The sequence below is a fragment of the Sedimentisphaera salicampi genome (assembly GCF_002117005.1).
Lineage (GTDB): Bacteria > Planctomycetota > Phycisphaerae > Sedimentisphaerales > Sedimentisphaeraceae > Sedimentisphaera > Sedimentisphaera salicampi.
In genome coordinates this window covers 2,654,952-2,680,825 of record NZ_CP021023.1, presented here as the reverse complement: position 1 = coordinate 2,680,825, position 25,874 = coordinate 2,654,952, and the positions used below count along the sequence as shown (strand labels likewise).

General features: G+C 46.9%; 22 protein-coding genes and 2 tRNA genes. 8 read left to right on the top strand and 16 right to left on the bottom strand.

Going from position 1 to position 25,874, the window contains the following annotated elements; genetic code table 11:
* Positions 1-8: 8 nt before the first annotated feature.
* Both STSP1_RS10225 and pilM read right to left on the bottom strand, forming a co-directional pair.
* Positions 9-1,196 (bottom strand): hypothetical protein, encoded by a 1,188-nt coding sequence (locus STSP1_RS10225; protein WP_085756237.1) that lies wholly within the window; start codon positions 1,194-1,196, stop codon positions 9-11.
* Between the two features lie 23 nt (positions 1,197-1,219).
* Entirely contained in the window at positions 1,220-3,469 is a 2,250-nt protein-coding gene (gene pilM, locus STSP1_RS12645; protein ID WP_085756236.1) for a type IV pilus assembly protein PilM, read from the bottom strand.
* Here pilM and mtaB point away from each other — a divergent pair.
* The 4 genes from mtaB to STSP1_RS10200 all read left to right on the top strand — a co-directional run bounded on the left by mtaB (position 3,357) and on the right by STSP1_RS10200 (position 5,977).
* On the top strand, positions 3,357-4,817 hold the full coding sequence (gene mtaB / locus STSP1_RS10215; protein WP_085756711.1) for a tRNA (N(6)-L-threonylcarbamoyladenosine(37)-C(2))-methylthiotransferase MtaB: 1,461 nt from the start codon (positions 3,357-3,359) through the stop codon (positions 4,815-4,817). The two genes, pilM and mtaB, sit on opposite strands and share 113 nt — an antisense overlap.
* Positions 4,818-4,849: 32 nt before the next feature.
* Positions 4,850-5,122, top strand: coding sequence for a hypothetical protein (locus STSP1_RS10210; protein WP_123807037.1), 273 nt, complete (start codon positions 4,850-4,852; stop codon positions 5,120-5,122).
* 196 nt (positions 5,123-5,318) lie between these two features.
* Entirely contained in the window at positions 5,319-5,681 is a 363-nt protein-coding gene (locus STSP1_RS10205) for a type II toxin-antitoxin system RelE/ParE family toxin (RefSeq protein WP_085756234.1), read from the top strand.
* 2 nt (positions 5,682-5,683) lie between these two features.
* The gene (locus STSP1_RS10200; RefSeq protein ID WP_085756233.1) at positions 5,684-5,977 is read left to right on the top strand and encodes a helix-turn-helix domain-containing protein; all 294 of its coding nucleotides are present in this window, start codon (positions 5,684-5,686) and stop codon (positions 5,975-5,977) included.
* 316 nt (positions 5,978-6,293) lie between these two features.
* Here STSP1_RS10200 and STSP1_RS10195 read toward each other — a convergent pair.
* The 13 genes from STSP1_RS10195 to STSP1_RS10135 all read right to left on the bottom strand — a co-directional run bounded on the left by STSP1_RS10195 (position 6,294) and on the right by STSP1_RS10135 (position 19,870).
* Positions 6,294-6,367: transfer RNA gene (locus STSP1_RS10195), tRNA-Asp, on the bottom strand.
* Between the two features lie 26 nt (positions 6,368-6,393).
* Positions 6,394-6,467: transfer RNA gene (locus tag STSP1_RS10190), tRNA-Asp, on the bottom strand.
* A gap of 88 nt (positions 6,468-6,555) precedes the next feature.
* On the bottom strand, positions 6,556-7,053 hold the full coding sequence (gene mreD, locus STSP1_RS10185) for a rod shape-determining protein MreD (RefSeq protein ID WP_085756232.1): 498 nt from the start codon (positions 7,051-7,053) through the stop codon (positions 6,556-6,558).
* Positions 7,050-7,877: a rod shape-determining protein MreC gene (gene mreC, locus STSP1_RS10180; RefSeq protein WP_085756231.1), complete on the bottom strand. Its 828-nt coding sequence runs from the start codon at positions 7,875-7,877 to the stop codon at positions 7,050-7,052. Before mreC ends, mreD begins: the two co-directional genes overlap by 4 nt.
* 49 nt (positions 7,878-7,926) lie before the next feature.
* On the bottom strand, positions 7,927-8,979 hold the full coding sequence (gene mreB, locus STSP1_RS10175) for a rod shape-determining protein (RefSeq protein ID WP_204845145.1): 1,053 nt from the start codon (positions 8,977-8,979) through the stop codon (positions 7,927-7,929).
* 92 nt (positions 8,980-9,071) lie between these two features.
* Complete coding sequence (locus STSP1_RS12540) at positions 9,072-9,221, bottom strand: hypothetical protein (protein WP_161491711.1); 150 nt, start codon at positions 9,219-9,221, stop codon at positions 9,072-9,074.
* Positions 9,222-9,242: 21 nt separating this feature from the next.
* Positions 9,243-10,094, bottom strand: coding sequence for a hypothetical protein (locus STSP1_RS10170; RefSeq protein WP_123807036.1), 852 nt, complete (start codon positions 10,092-10,094; stop codon positions 9,243-9,245).
* Between the two features lie 224 nt (positions 10,095-10,318).
* Complete coding sequence (rpmB, locus tag STSP1_RS10165) at positions 10,319-10,579, bottom strand: 50S ribosomal protein L28 (protein WP_085756229.1); 261 nt, start codon at positions 10,577-10,579, stop codon at positions 10,319-10,321.
* Positions 10,580-10,699: 120 nt separating this feature from the next.
* On the bottom strand, positions 10,700-12,154 hold the full coding sequence (gene lysS, locus STSP1_RS10160) for a lysine--tRNA ligase (RefSeq protein WP_085756228.1): 1,455 nt from the start codon (positions 12,152-12,154) through the stop codon (positions 10,700-10,702).
* A gap of 46 nt (positions 12,155-12,200) precedes the next feature.
* Positions 12,201-13,664: a glycine--tRNA ligase gene (locus STSP1_RS10155; RefSeq protein WP_085756227.1), complete on the bottom strand. Its 1,464-nt coding sequence runs from the start codon at positions 13,662-13,664 to the stop codon at positions 12,201-12,203.
* Between the two features lie 941 nt (positions 13,665-14,605).
* Positions 14,606-15,949 (bottom strand): threonine synthase, encoded by a 1,344-nt coding sequence (gene thrC / locus STSP1_RS10150; protein ID WP_085756226.1) that lies wholly within the window; start codon positions 15,947-15,949, stop codon positions 14,606-14,608.
* Positions 15,950-16,152: 203 nt separating this feature from the next.
* Entirely contained in the window at positions 16,153-17,613 is a 1,461-nt protein-coding gene (locus tag STSP1_RS10145) for a cryptochrome/photolyase family protein (RefSeq protein ID WP_085756225.1), read from the bottom strand.
* Between the two features lie 1,276 nt (positions 17,614-18,889).
* On the bottom strand, positions 18,890-19,870 hold the full coding sequence (locus STSP1_RS10135; RefSeq protein WP_085755960.1) for an IS110 family RNA-guided transposase: 981 nt from the start codon (positions 19,868-19,870) through the stop codon (positions 18,890-18,892).
* A gap of 734 nt (positions 19,871-20,604) precedes the next feature.
* Here STSP1_RS10135 and STSP1_RS10130 point away from each other — a divergent pair.
* The 4 genes from STSP1_RS10130 to aroE all read left to right on the top strand — a co-directional run bounded on the left by STSP1_RS10130 (position 20,605) and on the right by aroE (position 25,480).
* A complete protein-coding gene (locus tag STSP1_RS10130) occupies positions 20,605-21,720 on the top strand; it encodes an outer membrane protein assembly factor BamB family protein (protein ID WP_085756223.1) in 1,116 nt (371 codons plus the stop codon).
* Positions 21,721-21,827: 107 nt separating this feature from the next.
* Positions 21,828-23,441 carry a bifunctional phosphoribosylaminoimidazolecarboxamide formyltransferase/IMP cyclohydrolase gene (gene purH, locus STSP1_RS10125; RefSeq protein WP_085756222.1) on the top strand — a complete coding sequence of 538 codons (1,614 nt, stop codon included), beginning with the start codon at positions 21,828-21,830 and terminating at the stop codon, positions 23,439-23,441.
* A gap of 123 nt (positions 23,442-23,564) precedes the next feature.
* Complete coding sequence (locus tag STSP1_RS10120) at positions 23,565-23,960, top strand: hypothetical protein (protein ID WP_123807035.1); 396 nt, start codon at positions 23,565-23,567, stop codon at positions 23,958-23,960.
* Positions 23,957-25,480 carry a shikimate dehydrogenase gene (gene aroE / locus STSP1_RS10115; RefSeq protein ID WP_085756220.1) on the top strand — a complete coding sequence of 508 codons (1,524 nt, stop codon included), beginning with the start codon at positions 23,957-23,959 and terminating at the stop codon, positions 25,478-25,480. The genes STSP1_RS10120 and aroE overlap by 4 nt, the downstream gene beginning before the upstream one ends.
* A gap of 5 nt (positions 25,481-25,485) precedes the next feature.
* On the opposite strand, the gene STSP1_RS10110 is transcribed toward aroE, so the two are convergent.
* Positions 25,486-25,866: a PH domain-containing protein gene (locus STSP1_RS10110; RefSeq protein ID WP_085756219.1), complete on the bottom strand. Its 381-nt coding sequence runs from the start codon at positions 25,864-25,866 to the stop codon at positions 25,486-25,488.
* Between the last annotated feature and the right edge of the window lie 8 nt (positions 25,867-25,874).

Below are 25,874 nucleotides of genomic sequence, written 5' to 3'. Positions count from 1 at the left end.
TATTTCTTTTAATCTTCTTCGCCCTGCATTTTTGTTTTAATGCTTTCAGGGATAATTTCTTCGTATGCTTTTCGGGCAAATATATACTCGCATGAAGCTGTCCACTGTACTACAGATTTATCACCGTACCTGTAATATTCGTGTGCCCTGTCATCTCGAATGATCGGCATAGAGCTCCAGTCGAGTATTGTAATCTGATTGCCCTGATAGGTTTTTTCTTGCTGATTCCCGTCCCAGCCGTAAAACTTGTGCATCTTTTCCGAGCAGAGCTCTTCTACAAATTCAGGTATCTTGCTCTTTTCTATTACCACAGAAACGCTGAAATGTATTACATCCAGAGTTTCGTTATCGCCCACCCTGTTTGTAACGGAGCTGGCAACAAGAATTGGCTTGTTATTTTCAGTAACGTAGTAGGGCTCGTCTATAATCTTGGATTTTCCTGTCCCCCTTGAAACGTAATCAACATTGTCCGCTCTTTTCTGGAATCTCACGGCAAGCAGCCTTTTAACAGGAGAGGCAAACACGCTCTGGGCATCAGCATTTGCCGTTTTAACAGACTTCACTACGTCCTTATACACCCATAAAGCAACCTGCGAATTCCAGCAGTCCTGAACGGCAATATTCTCAGATACAAACTCGTACTTATGCCAAAAATCGTACCACGGGAAATTTCGGGGATTCATATAAACCGGATTTGAAGCAGCCTTGTTCCTGCAAAGGGCTTCAACAATCGGATCCTCGCCCTCTTCGGTTCTGGATCTTCTCTCGCGGGCAGCCTTAACATTTTTTATCTCCTGCTCGCTGGGCGCATCAACGCCGCCTGCATCTTCCACCATCTTCTCAACCGCTGCTCTGTACTGCTTGGAGTAGTCAGTGAAAAGCTGCCTTGAAGTATCGTCCGGCTTGGGAAATATCTGATAGCTTATGAGCTCTTTCATAGTGGTCTGAAGGAACATATTTTCAATTGTTGCCGCATCTTCTTCATGCATCTTCTGATAAGAAGCCTCCACCTTGTACTGCTCAGCAGAAGGCGTTTGAGAGGACAGTCGGCGAACCTGCGAACCCATTGAAACGCTGTCCTGCATTTTTTCTTTCAAAGCTGAATTCGAAAGCCATGTAAGCACGAGGACAACAAGGCCTGCCAAAGCGATAGCAGACGGGATGATTATGGTTAAGTATCTTTTTAGGAAATTCATTAAATTCTCCAGCTAAGCATCTATTATTCAGAAACCTCTGTTTCAGAGTCGGCTTCGGGGGCATCCTTCCAAAGGAACTTGAACTTGAGTTTGAACCAGTGGTCTCTTATAACATACTCTTTCTCGCCGTAGTCATCGAATTGGATAACACCGCTCTGGTCTGTCTTTACCACCTTGCTCATCTCTTCCCCTGTAACCGGGTCAATGAGAACTGTTTCTTCTTCAAGTATCTCTTGGCCGGCCTTTGCCTTGCTTTCTTCAGGGTCTAATCTTTCAACAGTTTTTTCAATCCCGATTCCTACAGGCATCTCACTGCTTTCGGGGGAAACCGGGCCTGTTTCATATTCAAAGTGATTCGAGGATTCTTTCTGGTACAGCTCTATGTCGTACCTTTCGAAAACTTCCTTGAAATTCTCAAGACGTGTAACAAATCCCCATTTATCCTTGTTATCGCCCACGCCGACAGGGTCCATAATCTTGCCTATCTCGCTGTAAGGCGAATACCCTTCAACCACAACCACAAATCCGGGGCCGTCTTCTTCTGTTTCCTCTTCGTCGGTTCTTTGCTCGCCCTCTGCGCCGGTCTGCATACCGCCCATGGTTCCTCCGCCTCCGCCGAACGGATCAAAACCGCCTCCGCCTCCGCCAAACGGATCGAAGCCTCCGCCTCCGCCGAACGGGCTTGCAGTTCTGTCTGTCCCGCCTCTATCGGTCTGCTTTCTTGTTTCAGAAAAGGCGGTGGTTTTAATGCTGTCTGTATAATCAATAACGAGACTTGATACGAAGATCTGCTTTCTTTCAGAGCGGGGAGTCTGTTTAACTTTTTCAATATTACCGTTCTGGAAGGCCTCATAGAGTTCGGACTGTTCGGGGTTGTTCTCGGCATTCGGCATACAAAAGCCTATCCCCTGCACAACAGAGGGTATAATATCCCTGTTGTCGAAGTAATCCATATACTTGCTGATCTTCTCTTCAAGCTTTTCGTCCTTCTGCTTCTGCTGTTCGAGTTTGCTAATGGCATCCTGAGCCCTGTCTATTACAGCTCTAACCTCTCTTCTTGTGTCCTGATTTGCGCTGTAGGCAATTTTGTCTGCCATGCTCTTTCCGAATGCTGCTATACAGGCTATGAGGAATATGAAAGCCGCTGCGTACATATAAACAGATTTCTGCTTCCAGGCCATAGTTCTGGCTACGTTGGTTGGCAGAAGATTTGCATTTATCGGGGCCTTGCCCAAGGCCTGAAGACCGATGCCGTAAGCCACGCTGTTATCTAATATATTCTGATGGAAGCTTGCTGCTGAAACCCCTGAGCTGAGCCTTACCTTCTTGAATTCGGTAGGCATAAACATCTTAATCCCGAGGCTCTGCTGGAGATACTTTGCAAGCCCCTGAAGCTTAAAGCCCCCGCCGAGGCCTATAACACGCACAAAATCCACTTTATGGGCATCAGAATAATATCCCAGAGACCTTTGTATCTCTTCTGAGAGCTCTGTGTAGGTTCGCCGCATCGCCTGGAATATCTGTTTTGCATACTTGCTCGACTGTGAATTCCTTTTGAGCTTTTCTGCCTTCTCGAAATCAATCTTGAAAGCGTCTGATACGGCTTCTGTAAAATCGTTGCCGCCCATTGGTATGCACCTTTGCCATACCGAATTTCCGGAACATACTACGAGGTTTGTATTGTCTGTTCCGATATCAAGCAGAACTATTGCCTTGCCGGGATTCTTGAGCACATCGGGGAATTCATAGGCGGCATAGTTGTAGATAGCCATAGGAGCCATCTGAACATAATTAACACGAATTCCGGCCTCAGTGTAATGAGAAAGAATAGACTCAACAAGCTCATTCTTGATTGCAAAAATTCCAATGGAGGTATCCGGAGAATCCTCCTCGCTCATAAGCTCATAATCCCACTCAACCTCATGGATGTCGAAGGGAATCTGCTGAGCAGCCTCGTGCCGCACAAGCTTTGTAAGCTGCTTTTTATCTACAGGCGGAAGCTTTACGAACCTTGCAAAGCTTGTCTGCCCAGGCACTGATATTGCCACCTCTTCGCCACGCAGATCGTGCTTGGAGGCGAATTTCTTTATAGTTTCTGCTGCGTACTGCTCCTTTTGCTCTTCGCCCACTTCAGGAGCGCTGAGCAGATGCCTGTGTTCGATGAGTTCTGATTCAAGAACTTCAACGGTTTCGCCGTCTAACCTGAGATGCAGTGCTCTCAAGGCTCGACTGCCCACATCTAAAGCCCATACGTATTCGCTGCCAGATGCCATATATCACAGTCTCCTTAGCCGCCCTGAAAAAGCAGGGCTTGTTTTTGGTTACAATTTTTATATCTTCTGGAGTATGGTAACATTTTATATAACTACGCTGGGATGTAAAGTAAACCAGTACGAAAGTCAGCAAATTAGGCAATTTTTGCAGTCCATAGGGCTCAGTCAGACGTTCAAACCCGAGAATGCCGACATAGCGGTGGTAAGAACGTGCTGCATCACCCGAAACGCCTCATCCAAGAGCAGGCAGGCGATAAAACGAATACACAAAGCCAATCCGGAGTGCGTTATTATTGCCAACGGATGCCTTATAGACTCAGAAACAGAAGAGAAACCTCAGGATATTGAGAGTCTGGTACTTCAGAGAGAGAATCAGCAGCTTGAAAAAATATTAGAGCAGGTTTGCGGAAAACTGAAAACCGAAGAAAGGATTTTTGAGAGCGGACTGAAAAACTACGGCCGGCAAACAAGGGCATTTCTGAAGGTGCAGGACGGATGCGACGGATTCTGCAGCTATTGCATAATCCCAAAAATCAGAACTGATATCTCATCAAAGCCCTTGGAAAATGTTTTGAATGAGGCTCAGGAGCTTGTGGATTCAGGGCACAGGGAGATTGTGCTTACGGGCGTGTTTCTCGGGGCATACGGCAAAGAAACCGTAAAGAGAAGCCGCTGGAGACAGAGCGTGAACCGTGAATTTCTAAAGCTCGTGGATTCTGTCGCAAAAACGCCCGGTCTGGAAAGGCTCAGGCTAAGCTCTGTAGAGCCGGGGGATATAAGCGAAGAACTGATGGAGATTTATAAGAGCCGAACCAATCTCGCTCCGCATTTCCATATCTCGCTTCAGTCCGGCAGCAGCCGAATACTGAAGCTGATGAATAGACAGTATGACAGCGAAACCTTTCGGCAGAAAATCGACTTAATCAATGAGAGTCTGCATAAACCAGCAGTAACCACAGATATAATTGCCGGCTTCCCGGGAGAAACCGAGGCAGATTTCAAAAAATCTATTGAGATGTGCAGATATTGCGGGTTCTCAAAAATCCACGTTTTCAGCTATTCATCCCGAAAGGGCACAGGAGCTGAGAATTTGAATGGGCATCTGCCCGCCGGCGTGATCAAGCAAAGAGCCGCAGAGCTGGCAGAGCTGGGAGACAGGCTCGCTGAGAAATACCGTAATTCTCTTGCAGGCCAAGAGGCAGCAGTAATTATTGAAAACGAAAACACCCAGAGCGGCAAATGCGAAAGATACCTCGATATTAAACTCACTGAAGGCAATTTCAGAAGAGGCCAGCTCGTTCTGGCAAAAATCCTCCCCAGCGGCAAAGAAGCTGCTCCCTGCCGATGATTTAGAAATATTTCACGTGTGTGACAATTTTTTTGGGCAAAATGCAAATCATCATGCTGCAATGCTTTGCAGAATTTACTGCTATTTATTTACTGAGCCTGTCCGCCTGCGGCGGAAAACTCGCAAAGGATTTTTATTTGCGGGTTTTGTTGGCGAGCAGGGGCGAACCTGCGTTTTCGCCCGGCTGGGCAGCGTGGAAATTCTGCGAAAAAAAACTTATGCCTTATTTTCCCTTCTGCATATTCTCAATTGGTCTGTATCCACTTATTCCGTCCGCCGAAGGCGGACTTCTTGCGTGGCTCTGATTGTCATTAGTATTCCGCGGCGATTTTACGAGGCGAACATTTAAACAGAGCCGCACGTGGAGTCCGCCGGAAGCGGACGGAACACGCGGATAGATTCGGCTTTAAAAAGCTTTGCCAAAAAATATTGTCGCACACAATTCACCAAAACCAAACAATTTTCTTGCCGAGGTGTACCAAATATAGTACAATGCTTTAGATGGACTCGGGCAAAAATATAAAAGTACGTTTTTATCGCTCACCTTCAGGCAATGAACCTGTTCGTGATTGGCTTAAAAGCCTTTTGCCAGAAGAAAAATTGAAAATGGGAACTGATATTAAAACAGTAGAATTTGGATGGCCTATTGGATTACCTGTTTGCCGGAGCCTCGGAGAGGGTCTTTGGGAGGTACGGTCTAACTTCCAAAATAGGATCGGGCGCGTTATTTTTTATATTAAGGATGATACAATGTGGCTGCTTCATGGCTTTATAAAAAAGCAGCAGAAAACGCCTGCGAGTGATTTGGACACAGCCAAAAAAAGAAAAAGAGAAATCCAGATTGCGATCTGGAAAGGAAGATAAATATGGAAGAAAAAGAAAACAAAAATCCCCTTGGTTCTTCTTTCGATGATTTTCTTCAGGAAGAAAATATCTACGAAGAATCAACGCTCTCTGCGGCTAAAAGAGTGCTGGCGATGAAAATTTGCGAAGATATGGCAAAGCAGCGAATTTCCAAAACCGCAATGGCAAGGCAAATGAACACTTCACGCAGCTCGTTAGACCGCCTGCTCGACCCGGCTTGCAAATCCGTTACTCTGCAGACGCTGGACAAGGCGGCAAAAACGCTTGGAAGAAGGCTTAAAATCGAACTGATTTGAAAAATACAGAGGAAGATTGAAAATTGCTTTAGCGGTAATTCACATCAGAGATCTTTACTTCTGTATTTTCATCCCATCCCTTTTTCTTTTTTCCTGACTTCGGTGTTAACTCGCATAAATTTCTTGTAGCCGCAGCTGCTTATAAGGGATTTGGGGTTACTGCACTTTTCAAACTTGGCCTTCTCGAATTCGGCAAGATCTTTGAGACGGGCAACCTCTTCTTCTGTGAAGGCAGTGCCAATATGACGTACTATACGCTGTGGAGGCAGAACAAAAAACGCCCTGAAGGAATCTCTTCCCGCAGAGCGTTATGAAACGAGGCCGAAGGGACTCGAACCCTCAGCCTTCGGATCGACAGTCCGATGCTCTAACCAATTGAGCTACGGCCCCATTTCTTTTCTATTAGCGGTGATAAGCGAGGCCGAAGGGACTCGAACCCTCAGCCTTCGGATCGACAGTCCGATGCTCTAACCAATTGAGCTACGGCCCCGTCACCAATAATAGAACCGGTATGGTAATAAAGAGATGAATTAAGTCAATCATATTTTCGCAAAAAACGGCAGTTCAGCGGGAAAAAATCATCGTTTTCTTTTGACGCCGAAAAGTCCTGCGGCGTATATATTTATCTGCCATATTACTGCACCGATTACAGCGGTATATACAGCCTCGGCCGGCAGTGTCAGATGCGGTTTTATTATCTGCACTTCTGTTTTCAGCCCTGTTAGCGGAATCACGAGAATATCAATAACTATAGCGAGGAAGAAAATAGCAGCAGCGCGGTTTCGAACCCTGTCCATACTCAAAAACTCGCGGGCATTGGAGAAGAATGTCCCTGCCACAAGAAAAGCGAGCGTATGAGGCCCCATCGTAATGCTTGAAACATCAGCAAGAAAGCCCAGAGCGAAGGCGGCTGTGATGGCATCCCGCCTTGAGAGCGAATAGCAGAAAAAGCCCAGCAAAGGCACCATAAGATCGGGACGTATATCGAACCTGCTGATTTCGATATAGCCTATAGCAGCGCTTGAATTGAGCAAAACAGCAATTCCGGCAGTGATTGAGAAAAAGAGCCACTTCATTTCTGCGAAACCTCCTGAGCCGGGGCAACCACTATCACCGCCACCTTCTTCAATTTCTCAAAATCAGCTGAGGGCTCAACTGTAATATCCCAAATGAGCGGGTCTTCCATATCTTCCACCACAGTTTTAACAACGCCTGCTATCCTCGGAGTTTCCAGATACTTCTTCTCGGGGCTTGCATAGACATAGTCTCCGGGCTTTACATCCAGCTCAGCTGAGATATATGGGATTTTGCAGGCATCCAGCCCGTTGCCCACCATATTCGCCCTGATGTACTCCTCTCTGCCCGGGCGGACAATGTGCACAGGGACCTGAAGCGTGTTGTTTGTAATGAGGGTAACCCTTGCCCAAGAGCTGGATATATCAGTAACTTTGCCAATTATCGCCCCCTCTGCGAATGCATACTGCCCCTTCTCAACTCCATCAATTGAGCCTCTGTTGATGAGTATTTTCTGCCCCTGCTCGCGTTTGATTATATCAGCCATAACGAACATATCACCTGTTTTGGGCATTGAGCTGCGGAATTTAGTTGCCTCCTCGAGTCTCTTCTGGGCTTCGAGAAGGTCTGCATAGAGGTTCTGGTATGCCGCCCAGAGGTGGTCGTATTCGCTTTTTGAAACATAATCGCCTGATGAGTGAAGCGAGCCGCCTGAGGGCTTGCCGGGCAGCTTTATATCGATTCCAATAACTGGCCTGAACAGCTCAATGAAAAATGAATTTAGATTTCGAGTAATCTTATGCGGCAAAATAAGCAGGGCAACCCCGGCAAGGAGCAAGCTGCAGAAAATAGCGCTGTTGCTCGAGTTTTGTTTGCGTTTTGCCATATAACTCTGCTTTTATATAAAGACCTCCGGCGATTTGCCAGAAAACGGGTTAATCCCAGTTATAGCTGTCCTGATCGATGCTTTCCCTGAGGCTCTCGAGGTTTTCAAGGAATACGCACGTGCCTCTGGCTACGCATGTAAGCGGGTCTTCAACGAGATTCACATTCAGCCCTGTAGCGTTAGCAAGCACTTTATCCATACCTCTGAGTATAGCTCCGCCTCCGCAAATGTGAACTCCATTATCAATCAGGTCTGCTGCGAGTTCGGGTTCGGCCTTTTCAAGAGTTTGGGTAACACATTCAATAATAGAAGATACCGGCTCCTTTAGAGCCTCTCTTATCTCCTCGCTTGTTATCACAATCTTCCTGGGAAGGCCGGATATTGTATCCCTTCCCGCTATTTCCATGGTCATCTCTTCTTCAAGCGGACCGGCAGAGCCGAGCTCAATCTTCACCTGCTCAGCGCGCGACTCACCTATAAGGAGATTGTATGTTCTTTTGAGGTGGTTGATTATCGCTTCGTCGAAATCGTCCCCGCCAACTCTAAGGCTTGTGCATGTGCTTATATCGGCAAGAGACATAATCGCAACTTCTGTAGTTCCACCGCCTATATCCACAATCATTGAAGCGGTCGGCTCGGTAATCGGAAGACCTGCCCCGATGCCCGCTGCCATTGGTTCGTCGATCAGGAACACTTTCCTCGCACCTGCCCGTTCGGCGCTGTCTCGCACAGCTCTTCTCTCAACGGCAGTGATCCCGCTGGGAACAGATATAACAACCTGCGGCCTGAGCAGACCGCCCCTGCCGTGAACCTTGCGGATGAAGTAGCCGAGCATAGCTTCGGTGATTTCGAAATCACTTATAACACCGTCCTTGAGCGGACGTATTGCAGAAATGGAGCCGGGGGTTTTTCCAAGCATATCCTTAGCCACAAGCCCAACTGCTTCGCCGTTGTTCAAAACTACGTTTGTGCCTTTGCGCACTGCGACAACAGAAGGTTCATTCAGCTTAATACCCTCACCTCGTACAGTTACCAGGGTGTTGCATGTCCCTAAGTCTATACCCATATCTGTACTGAACCAGCCAAGAATTGTATCAAGTATCACAGATTGACCCTTTCAGAAGGAAAAAGATATGCTTAGCATAATTAAAAAGGCACGGGTATCCTTCCCGTGCCTTAAATAACGAGCTTATATCAATTAAACTTCAGCAGGTTCTCGGCACCGAATGTGTTAATACATTCCATAAGCACAATTACTGCTGTTGTAAGTACAAAAAGGAAAGCTATTCCGAGAAATCCTGTATAAATATCACTTTGAGCCGTTTTTTTAACTTTTTTAGCCATTTAACTGCTTCCAGCCTTTCCTTACAGTTCTGTTGAAACGGTATCGCCCACTTTCGGCGCAGATTTCTTAAGCTTAATTACGCCGGCAGACTTTTCGACATCCACATCTGTAATTTCAATATCACAAACAAAGCTCTCGCCTCTTGTAATATGAAGCTTCATACCCTTCTTAACCCCGTCTGAACTGCCGACGCTCACAGAAATGAGCCTCTCGCCCACTTCTGAAACGAGGCCTGTAACAGGTGCATAAGAACGAGGCTCCAGAGCCTTGGCCTTATCTTCCACTACAGTAACCGCCTGCGCCTGCTGGGGGGCTTTTTCCTTTTGCTCAAACATTTTCTCCATAGAGGCCATTTGCTCCTTGAGCCTTCTCTTTTCAGCTTTGAGAGACTGCACCATCACGATGTGCTCATCCAGAGCGGTAGTTTTCTCGTTGAGCATATTTGAGAGCTTGAGGGTTTTCTCCTGCTCTTTTTGCAGCATATTTCTTGTTGATTCGAGGGATGCGTGCATTTCGCTGATAGTCTGCTCAAAATCTTTTACAATTCCTGATAGACTGTTCACTCTGTCCTGCCATTTAACAGCCTTATTCTGAGCGTTTTTCAGATCGAGCATCGCCTGCTCCTTCTGCTGATTGAGCTCGCTGACCTTGTCTTTAAGCTTGTCAATCTGCTGCTGCATCTGCATTTTCTGCTCGTTAAGACTTGAAACAGCCACATTCTTGCTGTCCTGAAGGACTTTATAATCGCTCTTGAGCTGATCGTAATCAGCCTTCACGTCGTTTGTCTTAGAAACGTAAATGAACACAGCCCCGCAAAGAAATATCGCTGAAACTGACAAAAGTACTGCTAAAGTTTTTGTTAAAGTACTCAAAGCCTTGCTCCTGATATCGATTGTTTTTATTAGCAACTATAACCGCCGGCATACCCGACGAATTAGAACCAGTCAGATTTTAGTTTTGAAATTGTAAAAGGTCAAGCATTTTGTTAGTATTAGAAAAGTTTTATAAACTTTTAAATGCTTTTGTGGGATAATCAAAAGTAAAAAAGCGAGACTCACTCAAAAAGCCCCGCTCTGAACTTCGATTAAGCCGATAATCAGCCCTGTGCTGCCTTATTATACTTTCTCTTAGGCGGCTTGACTACCAGACCGCTTTTCACGGCTTTGGCAGAGACAGTTATCTTTTTGACCTGACCGTCCACCATAACCCGCATTTTCTGGGTATTCGGCTTGAATTTTCTTTTGTTCACTCCGCGTATGTTCAAACCTACACCGCCGAGACGTTTTGGCTTACCATGACGGACAATACTGCGTCCGACAGAGGTCTTTCTTCCTGTTAGCTGACACTTTCTTGACATATCTGTTCTCCTGCAATAAAGAGTTCACAGTTTCTGATTTTTATGAAGACGAGTTATTTTAGAGAAGTAAGCAATGCTTTCAAGAAAAAAATCTCACTTATCCCGCCTCAAATTATAATTTTACGAGTTTTCCGCCTGCGGTTTGAGTGCGGGAAAGAGTATTACATCCCTTATGCTGGGCGAATCGGTAAGGAGCATAATCAGCCTGTCTATACCAATTCCCAGCCCGCCGGCCGGGGGCATACCATACTCAAGCGCTGTGAGGAAATCTTCGTCCATCTTGGCCATTGAATCCTCTTCGCCCCTGAGCTGGCTCATAAAGTTTTTTCTCTGCACTTCCGGATCGTTGAGCTCTGTATAAGCATTGCCCACCTCCATTTTAGCGCAGAAAAGCTCAAACCTCTCTGCTGTCTCGGGGCTTTCGGGCTTTGTTTTGGTAAGCGGGCAGATAGCTGCAGGATAATCCATAACAAACGTTGGATTAACCAAATGCTGCTCTACGGTCTGTTCAAAAACCTCATTTATCACAACAGCATCATCCATCCCTGCCTCATTTATCCCAAGCTCGCCAGCCTTTTTGCGAACAGCCTCAACATCATCAATATCGCAGCCGGAATATTCCTTGAGAAGATCGGCGTATCTCGCCCTTCTCCACGGAGTGCTGAAATCAATTTCCATATCGCCGTATGTGAGCTTTGAGCCTTCGCAGTGTTTTTCGATAATATTGGAAACAAGCTCTTCTGTAATATCCATCATACCAAGATAATCGCTGTATGCCTGATAGAGCTCCATCATTGTAAATTCAGGGTTGTGGCGGGTGCTGAGGCCTTCGTTTCGATAGCTTCTGTTAATCTCGAAGACCTTCTCAAATCCGCCAACCAGAAGACGCTTCAGGTACAGCTCGGGGGCAATCCTGAGATACATATCTATATCAAGGGTGTTGTGGTGGGTTATAAACGGCTTCGCTGCCGCCCCGCCTGCAATAGACTGCATCATCGGCGTTTCCACTTCATAAAACCCCTTCTCAATCAGCATACTGCGGATTGAGGCGATTATATCGCTGCGTTTCTTGAATTTCTGCATCACCTCGGGATTCGCCCAGAGGTCAACATACCGCTGGCGGTAGCGGAGGTCTCTATCCTGAAGGCCGTGGAATTTTTCAGGCGGCTGGATGATGGCCTTAGAGAGGATTTTTATTTCTTCCGCCCAGATCGTAAGCTCGCCTGTTTTTGTTCTTCCAAGCTGACCGTCTGCAAAGAGGATATCGCCAAGATCCAGAGATTTTGCAACAGGCCACTGATCCTCCTGCACGCGCTTTTTGCTCAGGCCGATTTGAATAGTGCCGGAAGAATCGCGGAGAGTTATAAAAATAAGTTTCCCAATATCTCGCAGAAGCACAATCCTGCCTGCGGCCTTTGCCTTCTGGTCTTCGCTGTCTTCAATGTATCTGTCTCTTATGCCCGCTGAAGGCTCAACACCCTCAACTCTGCTGCCGTAGGGATCTACACCGAGCTCACGAAGCTTTGCGAGCTTGGCCTTTCTCTGCTGGGTAAGCTGATCAACAGATTCACTCATTGTATTAATTCCTTGAATACTAAAAAATAATTTGAAACGGAGCCGGCTATTCTTTTCCCCAGCTATTCATTTTCTCAAAGAGGTATGCCGGAAGCTTATCCTGATGCACCCTTTCCTGCGCCATTGTATCTCTGTGGCGAACGGTTACAGTGCCGTCTTCTTTCACCTGCCCGTCAACTGTAATGCAGAAAGGCGTACCTGCCTCGTCCTGCCGGCGGTATCGCCTGCCGATTGCGCCCTTTTCGTCGTAGAATACGTTCCAGTTTGCACGGAGACTGTCAACGATATTGTGGGCAATCTCGGGCATCCCCTCCTTCTTCACCAGCGGAAATACCGCTGCCTTTATCGGAGCTATGTCTGGATGGAAACGAAGGAGGTTGCGTGTTTCGCCCTTCACCTCTTCTTCGTCGTATGCATCCACGAGAAAAGCGAGGGTGCTTCTATCCACTCCGGCGCTGGGCTCGATTACATACGGGATGTATCTTTGCTTTTTCTGCTCATCGAAGAAAGAAAGCGGGCCTTTGTGGTAGTCGGGCTGCTCGTCTTTGAGCTCCACTTTGGCAAGGTCTCTGCCGGCCTCGATGAAGTTGTTCATACTCCTCATCCCCTGCTGATGTCTGCGGAGGTCGTAGTCGGTGCGGTTTGCAACGCCTTCGAGCTCCTGCCACTCGCCGCTGCCGAACGGGAATCGGTATTCAACATCAACGCAAGCCTTTGCATAATGAGCGAGCTCGTCTGCATCGTGGTCGCGCATGCGGAGATTGTCTTTGTTTATGCCGTATTCAACATACCAGTTGAAACGTTTCTCTTTCCAGAATTCGTACCACTGCTCGTCTGTTCCCGGCTCGCAGAAGAATTCCAGCTCGGCCTGTTCAAATTCGCGGGTACGGAAGATGAAGGCCTTCGTTGTAACCTCGTTCCTGAAGCTCTTGCCAATCTGGGCAATTCCGAACGGGACTTTCACACGCGTGCTGTCTAAAACGTTGCGGAAATTCGCAAAGATCCCCTGAGCGGTTTCAGGACGCAGATAAACGGCCATCGTATCATCGGAATTTGCACCCATCTGAGTTTCAAACATAAGCTTGAAGGCCATCGGCTCGGTAAACTCGCCTGCCGCACCGCAGTTTGGACATACCTTATCTGAGGTGATTCTGGGATCCTGCCCGATATCCTCGGCCTTTTTGCCCTCTTTGTTGAGAAGGTGGTCTATTCGAGTTCTTGTATGGCATTTCCTGCATTCTGTTATCAGATCAGCGAATTTGTCTGCATGGCCGGAGGACTTCCATACCATCGGGTGCATAAGTATGCTGCTGTCTAAGCCTACAACATCATCACGCATCTGAACAGTGCTCTTCCACCACGCATTGCGGACATTACGCTTGAGCTCGCTGCCGAGCGGGCCGTAGTCGTAGCAGCTTGCCAGACCGCCGTAGATTTCGCTGGACTGGAAAATAAATCCGCGTCTTTTGCAGAGTGATACAATATCTTCAAGTTTGTTAAGTTTTGCCATATTAAACCTTTAATTCTCATTCGATTGGGCGGCTTCAACAATACAACCCGCCAAGGGGCTCGCAAAAATGAGCATTATAATTGCAGTAGTATTGATTACAAGATTTTTGTAAATGAGGCCTTACGCTCAGCCGCTGAGCAGCTCTGAAATATCTCAGCCACTGAGGATCGATAAGATTCACTAAGGGGTATGTCGAACCACTAATTCCCGCTAATTTTTCACTAATGATTTGGAGGAGGCGAAGTTTTAATTTTTTAATCCTCTCCGTTATCTCCGCTTCCTCCGATATTTAACTCTCTTTTACATCAGAGATTAGACCGCCTCCGGCGGACAGGCTCGGTATAAATCAAATTTACTTTGGAGGGGGACAGGCACATAAATGAGGGAAAGCTCTCTGCCGGAAGGACGCTTAAACGCAATACATAATCCTGCTCTGATGTTGGAGATATTTTTTTTTGACAGAGCCAGTCCGCCTGCGGCGGAGAGTTATCGGAGGAAGCGGAGAGAAGATGTAATTTTGACAGGATTTACAGGATAAATATTTAATATAGGAAAAGGCGGAGAGAAAATTTTTCAGCCGCTAATCTGCACTAATTTTTCACTAATGATTTTGCCACTCGCAATCCGCCGCAGGCGGACTCCACGCACGGCTCTGATTGTCATTAGTATTACGCAGCGATTTCACAAAACGAGATATCTAAACCGAGCCACGCATGAAGACCCGCCGCAGGCGGAGAGCCTGTCCGCCGAAGGTGGAGAATAAGTGGACAAAAGGACGCAGAGGAAATATATATAATCCACAGATAACACGGATTACACAGATGTTTTTAAATGTAATATAGTTTATTCCTCCGAGAACTTCGTGGTTTAGTGAGTAATTTTCCTACCACAAAGTTTTTTATAAACAAAGGAGCAACTGCACCCTATAAAGCCCAAACTGCTTAAGCCTTGATTATATCGATAATTTTATCAAGATCATTCGGCACTTCCACAGGCGGATTGCTCAGCACGCCTTCCCGCTTTGTATGGTAATTTACGGTTATATCGGGGTCTTTGAGGGCATGTCCAGTGAGCACGCACGCCACCTTCTCGCCCGGGTTGATTGTCCCGTCCTGCACGAGCCTTCTCAGCCCTGCAACCGAAGCAGCTGAGGCCGGCTCGCAGCCGAGGCCGTATTTGCCTATCATCGCTTTGGCGTCTTTGATCTCCTCGTCGGGCAGGTCTATAACGAGCCCGTCGCAAATCTCGATTGACCTAAGGCACTTCTTGAGGTTTACCGGCCTTGAAATTTCGATAGCCGATGCGATAGTATGCGGCGAAAATTTCTTCGCTGTAAAATCAGTGTAGAGCGAATTGATTTCCTTTGTCTCCACCCATCCACTGTTCCACTTGAGGCCTCTTTCATTTACCAGATACGAAAGCGTATCAGCGCCGCTTGCATTGATGATTGCAAGCCGCGGGATTTTATCGATTAGGCCGAGGTCTTTGAGCTCTTTGAATGCCTTCCCGAAAGAGCTGGAATTTCCGAGATTCCCGCCCGGCACAATGATCCAGTCAGGCACCTGCCAGTTGAGCGATTCGATAATGCGGTACATAATCGTCTTCTGCCCTTCGAGGCGGAATGGGTTGAGCGAGTTGAGCAGGTATATATTGAGCTTCGTGCAGACATCCTGCACCTGCTTCATGCAGTCGTCGAAATCGCCTGCAATCTGGATTGTCTGAGCGCCGTAGTCCATCGCCTGGCTGAGCTTGCCGAAGGCGATACGCCCCTGCCCGATGAAAACTGTGCATTTCATCCCGCAGCTGTGGGCATACAGCGAAACCGCTGCGCTGGTATTGCCGGTTGATGCGCAGGCGCAGCTCTTCGCCCCCACGAGGCTCGCATGGCTGAACGCCGCTGTCATACCGTTATCCTTGAAAGAGCCGGAGGGATTGAGCCCCTCATACTGCAGATGCACGTTCCCTTTGTCCATACCCAGCTCTTTGGCGATAAAATCGTTCTGCTGGAGGATGGTCTGCCCCTCGCCTATGCTCACTTTATGCTCGTCTTCGCAGAAGTTCAAAAGCTCGCGGAAACGCCATACGCCGGAAAAATCCAAACGCTGATTGCGATTAGCCCACCGCTTGCTGAAATCTTCCATCTTCGCCGGCAGCTCCGCCCTGGACCAGTCGTACTGAATATCCAGCAGGTCGCCGCACTTGGGGCACTTGAATATCGCTTCGGTGCGGTCGAATTCTGCACCGCAGTCCGGATTTATACATTTTTGATAAGCTGTAATTGCCATTTTATGCTCCTGTTGGCTCACTTTTCGGGTGAAACGGTAATTTGTCTTTAGCATTCAGGCCACGAATTATATTTTTAACGGGCCGAAAGTACATAAAAATTTGCAGAACAATACTTGCGTTTGCTATAAATGAATTTCTAAATTTATCCTGATTGCGGCAAGATAAAATATGCCTGCCCGAATTTGCCTGCAAACACAGGAGATTAAAAAATTGAGCCGAGGAAGTCTTCTGAGTTTTTCATATGCGTTTTAAATTTTTCAACGCTTTGTGAATCCAGAAGCTTTGCCATTATCTTCATCCTTGGATTGTTTTCGAACACCTCACGATGGCTGCTGACGAATCTCCAGTACAGCCCGTCCCAAATCTGGCACCACTGCCCGCGAGGGTAATGGCTCATTTTTCTGATATAGTTCGAGGAGCTGATATACGGCTTTGTGGTTATGAGTCCGCCGTCTGAATACTGGCTCATTCCGAATACATTAGGCACCATCACCCACTCATAAGCATCAATAAACATCTCCATAAACCAGCGGTAAACCTCAAGCGGTGCGATACCGCAAAGGAGCATAAAGTTCCCGAGGATCATCAGCCTTTCGATGTGGTGGGCGTATGCGTTTTGATGCACCTTTCTTATTGAATCGTCCAAGGGCGGGATGCCCGTTTGGGCGGTATAAAAGCTTGGCGGGATTTTTCTCTCAAGCCCCCAGAAGTTGGAATTTTTCTGTTTGCTGCCTTCAATGAGGTATATCCCCCTCATAAATTCACGCCAGCCGATTACCTGCCGGATAAACCCTTCAAGACTGCTTATCGGCAAGGTCTCCGGCTGAGGTTTGTATTCGGGGAGCCGGCTTAGAATTTCCTCCGGGGTGATTAAGCCGGCGTTTATCAGCGGCGAGAGGAGAGAGTGGTATATTATGAGCTCATTTCTGGATATGGCGTCTTCATATGGCCCGAAAAGGCTCAGCCTGTTTTCGATAAAGTCATCAAGCCAGTTTCTGCTGTCCTCAAAGGTAATGGGGTAGAAGAAATGCCCCGTTTCGCCCGGATTATCAGGGAAATTTTCGCTTACGTATCCCTTCGCTTCTCTTACAAAGCTGTTCTCTACGGGAAAGCTTATTTTTGGGAGTTTGCAGCCTTTGGGAAGCTTCTTCCTGTTTTCCGGATCCCAGCTCCATTTCCCGCCTGCTGGTTTGCCATGGGAATCTGTGAGTATGCCGGTTTGTTTCCTGCGTTTGATGTAGTAGCTGGTTAGGGAGTATTTCTTCCCGCCGGCCAAATCGTTTTCTACCTGCTGCTTTGTCTGGATGAATGCGGGACTCGGCGTAAATGACAGGGCTATACCATGCTCTGACAGGGTCGCCTTGAGCCTTTCTTCCAGCGATGTGCTGTTTATCTCGCAGGTTTCCGCCTTGCTTACCCCGCGGCCTGCAAGAATTGCCGCAAGCGAATCTGAATCTGCTGAATCGATATAGAGCGTATTCAGCCCGCTGGATTTGAGATAATCCTCATAGAACTTCATTGAAGCCCTGTGAAAGATGAGCTTCTTTTTATGAAAGCTGAATTTGCCGAAGAACTCGAAATCTTCAATCAGAACATACAATTCGCAGCCTTCACCTGTCTGTTCGAAAAGCTGATTGGGAAATATTATCTTTGCCTTCGCCAAAATATACCGCCTATAATTGAGCTTATGATAAACCACAAAATCTTTCGAATATTTTATCCGAAAGGGTGTATTTAGATTGCGTAGTTTTTTGGATAAAAATCGCAGCCATCACCACAGAAGATTAAATATAAGTAGTTTTTGAAAATAGCGGGATATGAGTTAAACTAATTTCGACAAACTAATTAAAAATTAGCAGCAATTCATAAAACCCGCCAAACATCAATATACCATTCTGAGGCAAATATGACAACATATTACTGCTCATCTTTTTTCAAAATGCGTGCGACATTGTTTTTGGGCAAAGCTCTTTAAAGCCGAATCTCTCCGCCTGCGGCAAGCAGACAGAGGATTGAAGATGTTCTTTAAATTGTATGCCGACACAGCAGCACGGTATCGGGTAGTCAAACTTTTACAAAACCTGCCCGAAAACCCGACCGGTAGGGAAAACCGACCAGTCCGAAAACCAGGCAGGTACCTGCCCGAAAACCAGACAGGAACCTGTCCGAAAATTAGACCATAAAAGAATAAGAAAAGAAAAGAGTAATGTGGACGAGCCTTCCGGATACACTTTTGTGCTGAAGGGAGGGAAGGATTACTCACTTCCAAAAGCCAAACTCGAAGAGCATCAAAAAACGTTCACTGCAGTGCGGGAGAAACTCCCACACCTCCAACGTCTGACTGTGGGAAAAACTTCCAAGGCAGTGTGGGAGAAAATTCCACACCCCCAGCGTCTGACTGTGGGAAAAATTTCCAAGGGAGTGTGGGAGAAAAGTTCACAGCAGCGTGGGAGAAAATCCCACACCCCCAACGTCTAACTGTGGGAAAAACTTCCCATCGGTGTGGGAAAAACGTACACAAAAGTGTGGGAGAAATTCCCACGTAAAAGAAAAGAACTATTAAAAGAGTAATGTGGACGAGCCTTCCGGATATGCTTTTGTGCTGAAGGGAGGGAAAGATTACTCACTGCCAAAAGCCAAACTCGAAGAGTATGAAAACACTTTCACAACTGTGGACACATATAATCCACAGATTACACAGAGTTTTTTTAAATATAATATATTAACATCCTCTCCGTTATCTCCGCCTCCGGCGGACTCCACGCACGGCTCTGATTGTCGTTAGTATTTCGCAGCGATTTCACAAAACGAGATATTTAAACCGAGCCACGCATGAAGACCCGCCGCAGGCGGGGCGAAATAAGTGGACAGCAGTACGGAGAGAAAAGATATATATTAACCACAGAGGCACACAAGTGACTGTGTTAAAAGTCAAGTATTTAAATAGATTTTTCTTGGGGCTCTGCCCCAAACCCCGCCTCTCCTCTTAACAATTTATTTTGCCAAAAGGTTTCGTTTTGCAGCATTGTATTCATGATACACACAAGTTTTCTCATCGTTGCGGTAAGGGCAACCTTCTTGGGTTTTCCCTTTTCAACAAGTCTTTCATAGAAACATTTCAATGCCGGATTGAACCTTACGATTGTTAAAGCCGGCATAAAAAGTTTATCCCTGACACCTTTTCTGCCGCCTCCCGTAGCTCTTTTGCCCCTCATTTTACCGCTGTCTCTATTGATTGGAGCAACCCCTACAAGCATGGCGATCTGCCTGCGATTAAGCGTTCCCAGCTCGGGCATAGCTGCAACAAGCATTGATGCAGTTTTCTCGCCTACACCCGGTATGCTGGTAAGTATTTCAGCTTTCTTCTTTAACCTTGGCACCTTTTCAATCAGCTCTGAGATAGTCTTGTCGAGGTCATTAATTTGCCTTTCAAGAAAATCAATTGTTGATTTAATGCTGTTCAAAGTTGTCTTCTCAAACGCCTTATCTAATCTGTTTTTCTCTGCTGTACGCATCTTAACGAGCTGCTCTCTTCGAACCGTAAGTTCTTTTATTTCACGTCTTTGCTCGTCAATTTGAGAATGCTGCCTTGGTTTAACGGCTTCTGCAAATAGAGATATTTTTCTGGCACAAATCTTATCTGTTTTGGCTAAGATACCTAAAGATTTTGCAAACTCTTTAACCCTGCCTGGATTCACAATTGAAACAGGTAAGCCTTTGGCCATAAGCACAGAAGCCATCTTAAACTCATAGCCGCCAGTTGCCTCCATAACAACAAGTTCTGGTTCTTGTTTTTGGCAGTATTCAGCCAACTTATCAATGTCTGAAGCATCACTACTGTAAGAAGTGTACTCTTTAGTAGTTTTACAATAAACATCAAAACGATCTTTTGAAACATCAATGCCAATAATGTTTTTCATAATTTATCCTTTCTTGCAATTCGGGCTCATTATATAATGTCCCATGCGACTGTTCGGATTTTAACGAAGATAGCAGCGGCGGATCACACTCCGTACGGGCTTATATATCCCAAAGCACAAATCGAACTCACCGCTGCTGTTTCTTGGTGCGGCAGCTGCCGCACCAAGAAACCCGAACCATAGAACTTAAGCTTATTATAGCATCAAATAACATAAAGTTAATCATACAAGTTAATCATACAAGGGGCACAGAGGGGAGATATTTTTTTTGACCGCTAATCAGCACTAATTTTTCACTAATGATTTTGCCACTCGCAATCCGCCGCAGGCGGACTTGCAGCTCTGCTACTCTGCCATCCGCCGCAGGCGGACTTGCAGCTCTGCCACTCGCCACAGGCCATATCTTTATCTCATCCTCCTCCGTGATCCTCCGAGTCCTCAGTGGTGGAAAAAAAATAGAAATTGACCACGGAGGCAGCGGAGGAAACGGAGGGATATATTTTTCAGCCGCTAATCAGCTCTAATTTTTCGCTGATGATTTTGCCACGAGCCATCCGCCGCAGGCGGAGAACTAAGTGGACAAAAGGCAATGCTCTGAAAAAATGGGCATAGTTTGGGAAATATTTGGCCTGATACTGTTAAATTTTAGTTGAAATTTACCTGCGTTGCGGTTAGGATTTCAGCGTTTACCCCAAGGAATTTTTGATTTTAGCCTATTTCAAAGAGGTTTTTATATGATCAGTCGAATAGTGCTTCTTCTCTCGGCGGCAGCTCTTCTGGCCGGCTGCCAGGAAAACAGCAATATGTACAAGCAGTCTGCTGATGTAAGCGGTCTTGATATGGTGCCGGTGCCTGTTTTAGAGGAAAACGGCTATGAGCTTGAGTGGCAGCGGGATATGCCTATCAAGAAAAACGAAGAGATTAAATTCGTGTTTCGCAATCCGGGCTATTTCCTCACCCTTACAAACAAGAACGTAATCCTCTGCTACAACATCGAAACCGGCAAGCAGCATTTCATACGCAGGATTTCGCGCCCCGGGCTGCCTCTTACAGAACCAAGCGAAAGAGAAGGAATACTTTACACCACAATAGGAGACGTGCTTTGGTCTATAGATGTTGAATCTGCCGATATTGGGGTAGTTAGCGAGCTTGAATCCCCCACCAGAAGCCCTGTTGTTTTCAACAGCTACGCCGCATACGTGATTGGGCTCGATAAGAGAATCTCCTGCTACAGCCTTGAAGACGGCGTTCTGAGCTTTCAGGTAACAGCGGATAATGATTCAAAAATCACTACAGCACTTGTAAATGATGAGTATCTGTGGTTTGCCACCAAACAGGGCAATATATACTGCAGCAGCGCAGATGAGGCAAAAAGGATTTGGGCTTTCGATGCAACAGACGAGATAAAAGCTGATATGGCAGCCAGAGGCGACTATATCTACACCGCTTCAATGGACACTATGCTCTACAAACTCAACGCCTATACAGGCTCGCTTCAGTGGAAGGCGCACCTCGGCTCGCCGCTGTTAAGCAAGCCCGTAGTTTACGATGATGTAATCCTGCAGCAGACCTCAAGAAACGGACTCTGCGCAGTAAAGGCAGATAACGGCAAACTGCTCTGGATGGTTAAAGACGGCACCAAATTCCTCTCCCGCAAGGGCGACAGGGTGTTTGTTCTTTGCGAGGGCGGAATCGTGAAGAAAATGAGCCTCCGTGAGCAGGAATGTGTTGGCAAGATGAAAGTTGAAAATCTCGACACGGCCTTGGAGAACACTATAGACAGCCGAATTTTCCTTGTTAGCAAGGGCGGCCGGATATACTGCCTTGACGCAATAAGAACGGTTGACTGAATTTAAGCACAGCAAATTACAGAGACGCATTTACGGGTGCGTCTCTTTTTAAGTTTTACGAACAGAGCGGCCTTTGCCGCAAATGATTACAAATTACGAGTTTATAAATGGATATTAAAATCAAAACAGCTCTGATTAGCGTATCAGATAAGACAGGCGTGGCTGAGTTTGCAAAAGAGCTCAGCGAGATGGGAGTACGGATCATCAGTACCGGCGGAACTGCAAAGAAGATTCAGCAGGCCGGAGTGGATGTGGTGAGCATTGATTCTGTTACCGGTTTTCCGGAGATGATGAACGGGAGAGTTAAAACTCTCCACCCCATAATTCACGGCGGGCTTCTCGGCCTTCGGGACAACGACGAACATACAGCCGCAATGAGCGAGCACGGGATAGACCCGATAGATCTGGTATGCGTAAACTTGTATCCATTTGAAAACACTGTTGCAAAAGAAGACTGCACGCTTGAAGATGCTATCGAGAATATCGATATCGGCGGGCCAAGTATGGTTCGGTCTGCTTCGAAGAATTACAAATTCGTTACGGTAGTTACAAACCCATCCGATTACGGCGAAATAATCTCACAGATGAAGCAGAACAGCGGCAGCACCACCTTCCCTCTGCGTGAGAGGCTTGCAAGAGAGGCCTTCGCCCTCACTGCCGGCTACGACGCTGCGATAAGCAAATACCTCTCGGGAAGAGCCGAAGAGAGATTCCCGAAGAAGGTATCAATCCCTGTTGAGAAGGTTAAAGACCTTCGCTACGGCGAAAACCCGCATCAGCAGGCAGCTTTCTACCGCGCAAGTGATTCAAAAGAGGTTTGTGTGGCGAATGCTGAGATTATTGAAGGAGGCGAAAAAGACATAAGCTTTAACAACCTGCTTGATGCAAACGCTGCATTCGAGCTGGTAAAAGAATTCGATGTCCCAGCTGCGGTTGTTGTAAAACATCTCAACCCTTGCGGATGCTCATTTGATGAGGACATCAAAGAGGCCTACAGAAAGGCTTATCTTGGAGATGTGGTGAGCGCTTTCGGGGGTATTATCGCTCTGAACAGGCCTGTAGATAGAGAGCTTGCAGAAGTGATTATGGAATCATACTCCCGGTTCGGTAAAGAAAACGGGGCCAGCGGCTTCTTCGCTGAGGTTATCATAGCCCCCTATTACGAGCAAGACGCCCTTGAAACAATCCGCACCCTCAAGGGATGGGGCAAAAGGGTGAGACTGCTCAAAACAGGCGAGGTGAGCAGGGAAAACATAAACGAATCAGAATACGATGTCCGCTGCATTACAGGCGGGCTTTTGCTCCAGCAGAGAGACCTTATCGGCTGGGAACCTGAGCTGATAACATATCCGACAAAGCTCAAGCCCACTGATGCCCAGATGGAAGACCTCAAGATGGCCTGGATCTGCGCAAAGCATGTAAAGAGCAATACTATAACGCTTGTGAACGGCCGCAGGCTGGTAGGCTGCGGCGCAGGCCAAATGAACAGGGTAGAATCAGGGCTTATTGCATTCAAGAACGCAGGAACGCTTGCTCAAGGAGCAGCTCTCGGCTCGGATGCATTCTTCCCGTTCCCCGATAATGTGGAAAATGCGGCTCAGGCAGGCGTAAAATGTATTGTCCAGCCGGGCGGTTCGAAAAAAGATGATGAGGTTATCGCGAAAGCAGATGAGCTTGGTATTGCTATGATTTTCACAAGCAAGCGGCATTTCAGGCATTAAACCGAATTTGCTCAAAATACGGAAAACTACGCGGGCAGAGTTTGAAGATATCCGCTTCGCTGTTACAATATACTGCTGAAACGACGACCTTGCAAATTTAATAGCTGTTTCAGGGATTGCGATATGTACAGGGTATTTTGTTTTCTATCAGCGGTATTTCTCGTTATGTTTATTCTGGCAGGCTGCTCAGACAAGCTCCCGGCCAATGCGGTTAACGTAGATACCTCCAAATCACTGGATCAGGTTCGGGCATTGGCGTCCAGAATGAACGACAAGCAGCTCTCAAAGGCCATCTCAAACTACAAAAAAGCCCTAGATAAAGAATCAGAAAAGCTTCGCATTGCCACAGAACAGCTCAAGCAGCTCCCTGCCGACAAGAAATTGAGCGAAGATGCCCATAAACTTCAAGATGAAATTTCGCTGACAGTAGAAAGAATCAGTAAAATCAGCGAGAGAATGCAGGTTTATATCGAACAGCGAAAAAGCAGAAAAAATCAAGAGGAAGCGAAAACTTTATGAGCTATCTTACAGTTCCGGTTTGCGAGAAAAAGAAAAAGGATTTTTCCAAACGCATAGACAAACTCGCCTCAAGCGGAGCAGAGGCTTTAGAGCTGCGGTTTGACTTCTTATCTAAATTCGACCTTGATGATGTGCGCAGCTTCACACGTCAGGCAGCGGATACCGGGCTGAAAGTGATATGCACCTGCCGAGATCGGCGGGAAGGCGGAAAAAACGGGATGAGCAAAGAATTTCGGGTGTCTGTGCTTCGAGAAGCAGCCCTTAGCGGAGCGGATTTCGTAGATTGCGAGTTCGCAAATTTTGAAGGCGATTTCAAAAATCTGCTGCAAACTGCTGAAGCTGAATCCGACTGCAGACTTATCCTCTCAGCGCATAATTTTGACGGCAGATTCGAGAGCCTTCGAGGCCAGTACGACAAGATGCAGCAGGCAGCTCCGGATGCCGTTATAAAAATTGCATATCAGGCGGATAATATCAACCAGTGTTTCGAGTGTTTCGATGTGCTCAAGGTGAGAAGGGCAGATGCCGTAATACTGGCAATGGGCGAGGCTGGAAAGATTACAAGAATACTCGCTCCCAAGATCGGCTCATTTTTCTGCTATGCAAGCAAAGGCGGGAAGCAAACTGCCCCGGGCCAAATTCCGCTTAAGCAGATGAAAAAGCTCTACCGCTTCAATGAAATAAACGAGCATACAGAACTCTACGGAATTATCGCTTCCCCTGTAGAACATTCAATGAGCCCGCTGATATACAACAAGACATTCAAAAAAGAGGGCTCAAGCAGTGTTTTTCTCCCGCTTCTGCTTGAGGAAGGCACTGATAATTTTAATGCTTTTCTCGATAACGTGCTCTCAAGGCCGTGGCTTAGCTTCAAGGGCTTTTCCGTTACTCTCCCCCATAAAACAAACGCCTTCGACTATGCCGCCCGCAAGGGAGAACTCACAGAGAGGGCGAAGAAAATCGGTGCTGTAAATACGCTTAAAACTAGCTTCCTTATTGGCGAAAACACCGACTACAGCGGAGCTCAGAGGCCGCTTGAAGAGGCTGCTGGAGAGTTAAACGGAATGAAAACAGCCGTTCTGGGAGCAGGCGGAGCCGCTAAGGCGGTGGTTGCTGCGCTCACAGACAAGGGGGCAGAGGTTACGATATTCAACAGAACACTCAGCAAGGCCGAGGCCCTCGCAGAGCAGTTTGGCTGCAAGGCCTGCCAGATTGGGTATTTCCCAATGGGCGAGGCTTTTGAGGTGGTGGTGAACTGCACGAGCCTCGGGATGAGCCCGAAGGTGGAGGCGTGTCCCATAGATACCACCTTCCTCCAGAAGGGCTGCATCGTATTTGATACCGTTTACAACCCGCCTGAAACAAGGCTGCTTAAAGAGGCAGAGCAGGTTGGCGCAAGGCCCCTCGGCGGGATTGAAATGTTTGTTCAGCAGGCAGTTGAGCAGTACAATTTCCTTACCGGCAGAGAAATGAACAAGGACTATATCAGGAAAAAAGTGCTTAAGAAGATTAAGCAGTAGCTTCCTCATCCCAGAACAAAGCCCGCAAGAACCTTCTGCAGGTCGTATATGTTCACCTTACGGTTGAATTTCTTGTCTATCGTGGGTGTATCCTCGCCGGAGAGCCAAATCTTCAGCTCTGCATCAAGGTCGAAATGGCCTGCGGTTTCAATGCTGAATCTCGAAACCCTGTTGTAACAAATCGAAAGATACTGCGTCTTTTTTCCCGTAACGCCCTGCTTGTCGATTAGAATCATACGCTTGTTGGTGAAGATATACGTATCACGAACGAGCTTGAAACCAACCTCAATTTTTTCGTTATCGGTGAGCAGCTTGCCGTAGTCCTCTTCGAGCTTCTCCGGCGGAACGACGCCCGCATTACCTATTATACCTGAAATAATACCCATATTTTCTC

Excerpts from the sequence above, each read along its gene's own strand:
- STSP1_RS10225 (WP_085756237.1), bottom strand. The coding sequence starts at position 1,196 with ATGAATTTCCTAAAAAGATACTTAACCATAATCATCCCGTCTGCTATC.
- mtaB (WP_085756711.1), top strand. The coding sequence starts at position 3,357 with ATGAGTTCTGATTCAAGAACTTCAACGGTTTCGCCGTCTAACCTGAGA.
- pilM (WP_085756236.1), bottom strand. The coding sequence starts at position 3,469 with ATGGCATCTGGCAGCGAATACGTATGGGCTTTAGATGTGGGCAGTCGA.
- STSP1_RS10205 (WP_085756234.1), top strand. The coding sequence starts at position 5,319 with ATGGACTCGGGCAAAAATATAAAAGTACGTTTTTATCGCTCACCTTCA.
- STSP1_RS10200 (WP_085756233.1), top strand. The coding sequence starts at position 5,684 with ATGGAAGAAAAAGAAAACAAAAATCCCCTTGGTTCTTCTTTCGATGAT.
- mreD (WP_085756232.1), bottom strand. The coding sequence starts at position 7,053 with ATGAAGTGGCTCTTTTTCTCAATCACTGCCGGAATTGCTGTTTTGCTC.
- mreC (WP_085756231.1), bottom strand. The coding sequence starts at position 7,877 with ATGGCAAAACGCAAACAAAACTCGAGCAACAGCGCTATTTTCTGCAGC.
- STSP1_RS12540 (WP_161491711.1), bottom strand. The coding sequence starts at position 9,221 with ATGGCTAAAAAAGTTAAAAAAACGGCTCAAAGTGATATTTATACAGGA.
- rpmB (WP_085756229.1), bottom strand. The coding sequence starts at position 10,579 with ATGTCAAGAAAGTGTCAGCTAACAGGAAGAAAGACCTCTGTCGGACGC.
- lysS (WP_085756228.1), bottom strand. The coding sequence starts at position 12,154 with ATGAGTGAATCTGTTGATCAGCTTACCCAGCAGAGAAAGGCCAAGCTC.
- STSP1_RS10155 (WP_085756227.1), bottom strand. The coding sequence starts at position 13,664 with ATGGCAAAACTTAACAAACTTGAAGATATTGTATCACTCTGCAAAAGA.
- thrC (WP_085756226.1), bottom strand. The coding sequence starts at position 15,949 with ATGGCAATTACAGCTTATCAAAAATGTATAAATCCGGACTGCGGTGCA.
- STSP1_RS10135 (WP_085755960.1), bottom strand. The coding sequence starts at position 19,870 with ATGAAAAACATTATTGGCATTGATGTTTCAAAAGATCGTTTTGATGTT.
- STSP1_RS10130 (WP_085756223.1), top strand. The coding sequence starts at position 20,605 with ATGATCAGTCGAATAGTGCTTCTTCTCTCGGCGGCAGCTCTTCTGGCC.
- purH (WP_085756222.1), top strand. The coding sequence starts at position 21,828 with ATGGATATTAAAATCAAAACAGCTCTGATTAGCGTATCAGATAAGACA.
- STSP1_RS10120 (WP_123807035.1), top strand. The coding sequence starts at position 23,565 with ATGTACAGGGTATTTTGTTTTCTATCAGCGGTATTTCTCGTTATGTTT.
- aroE (WP_085756220.1), top strand. The coding sequence starts at position 23,957 with ATGAGCTATCTTACAGTTCCGGTTTGCGAGAAAAAGAAAAAGGATTTT.
- STSP1_RS10110 (WP_085756219.1), bottom strand. The coding sequence starts at position 25,866 with ATGGGTATTATTTCAGGTATAATAGGTAATGCGGGCGTCGTTCCGCCG.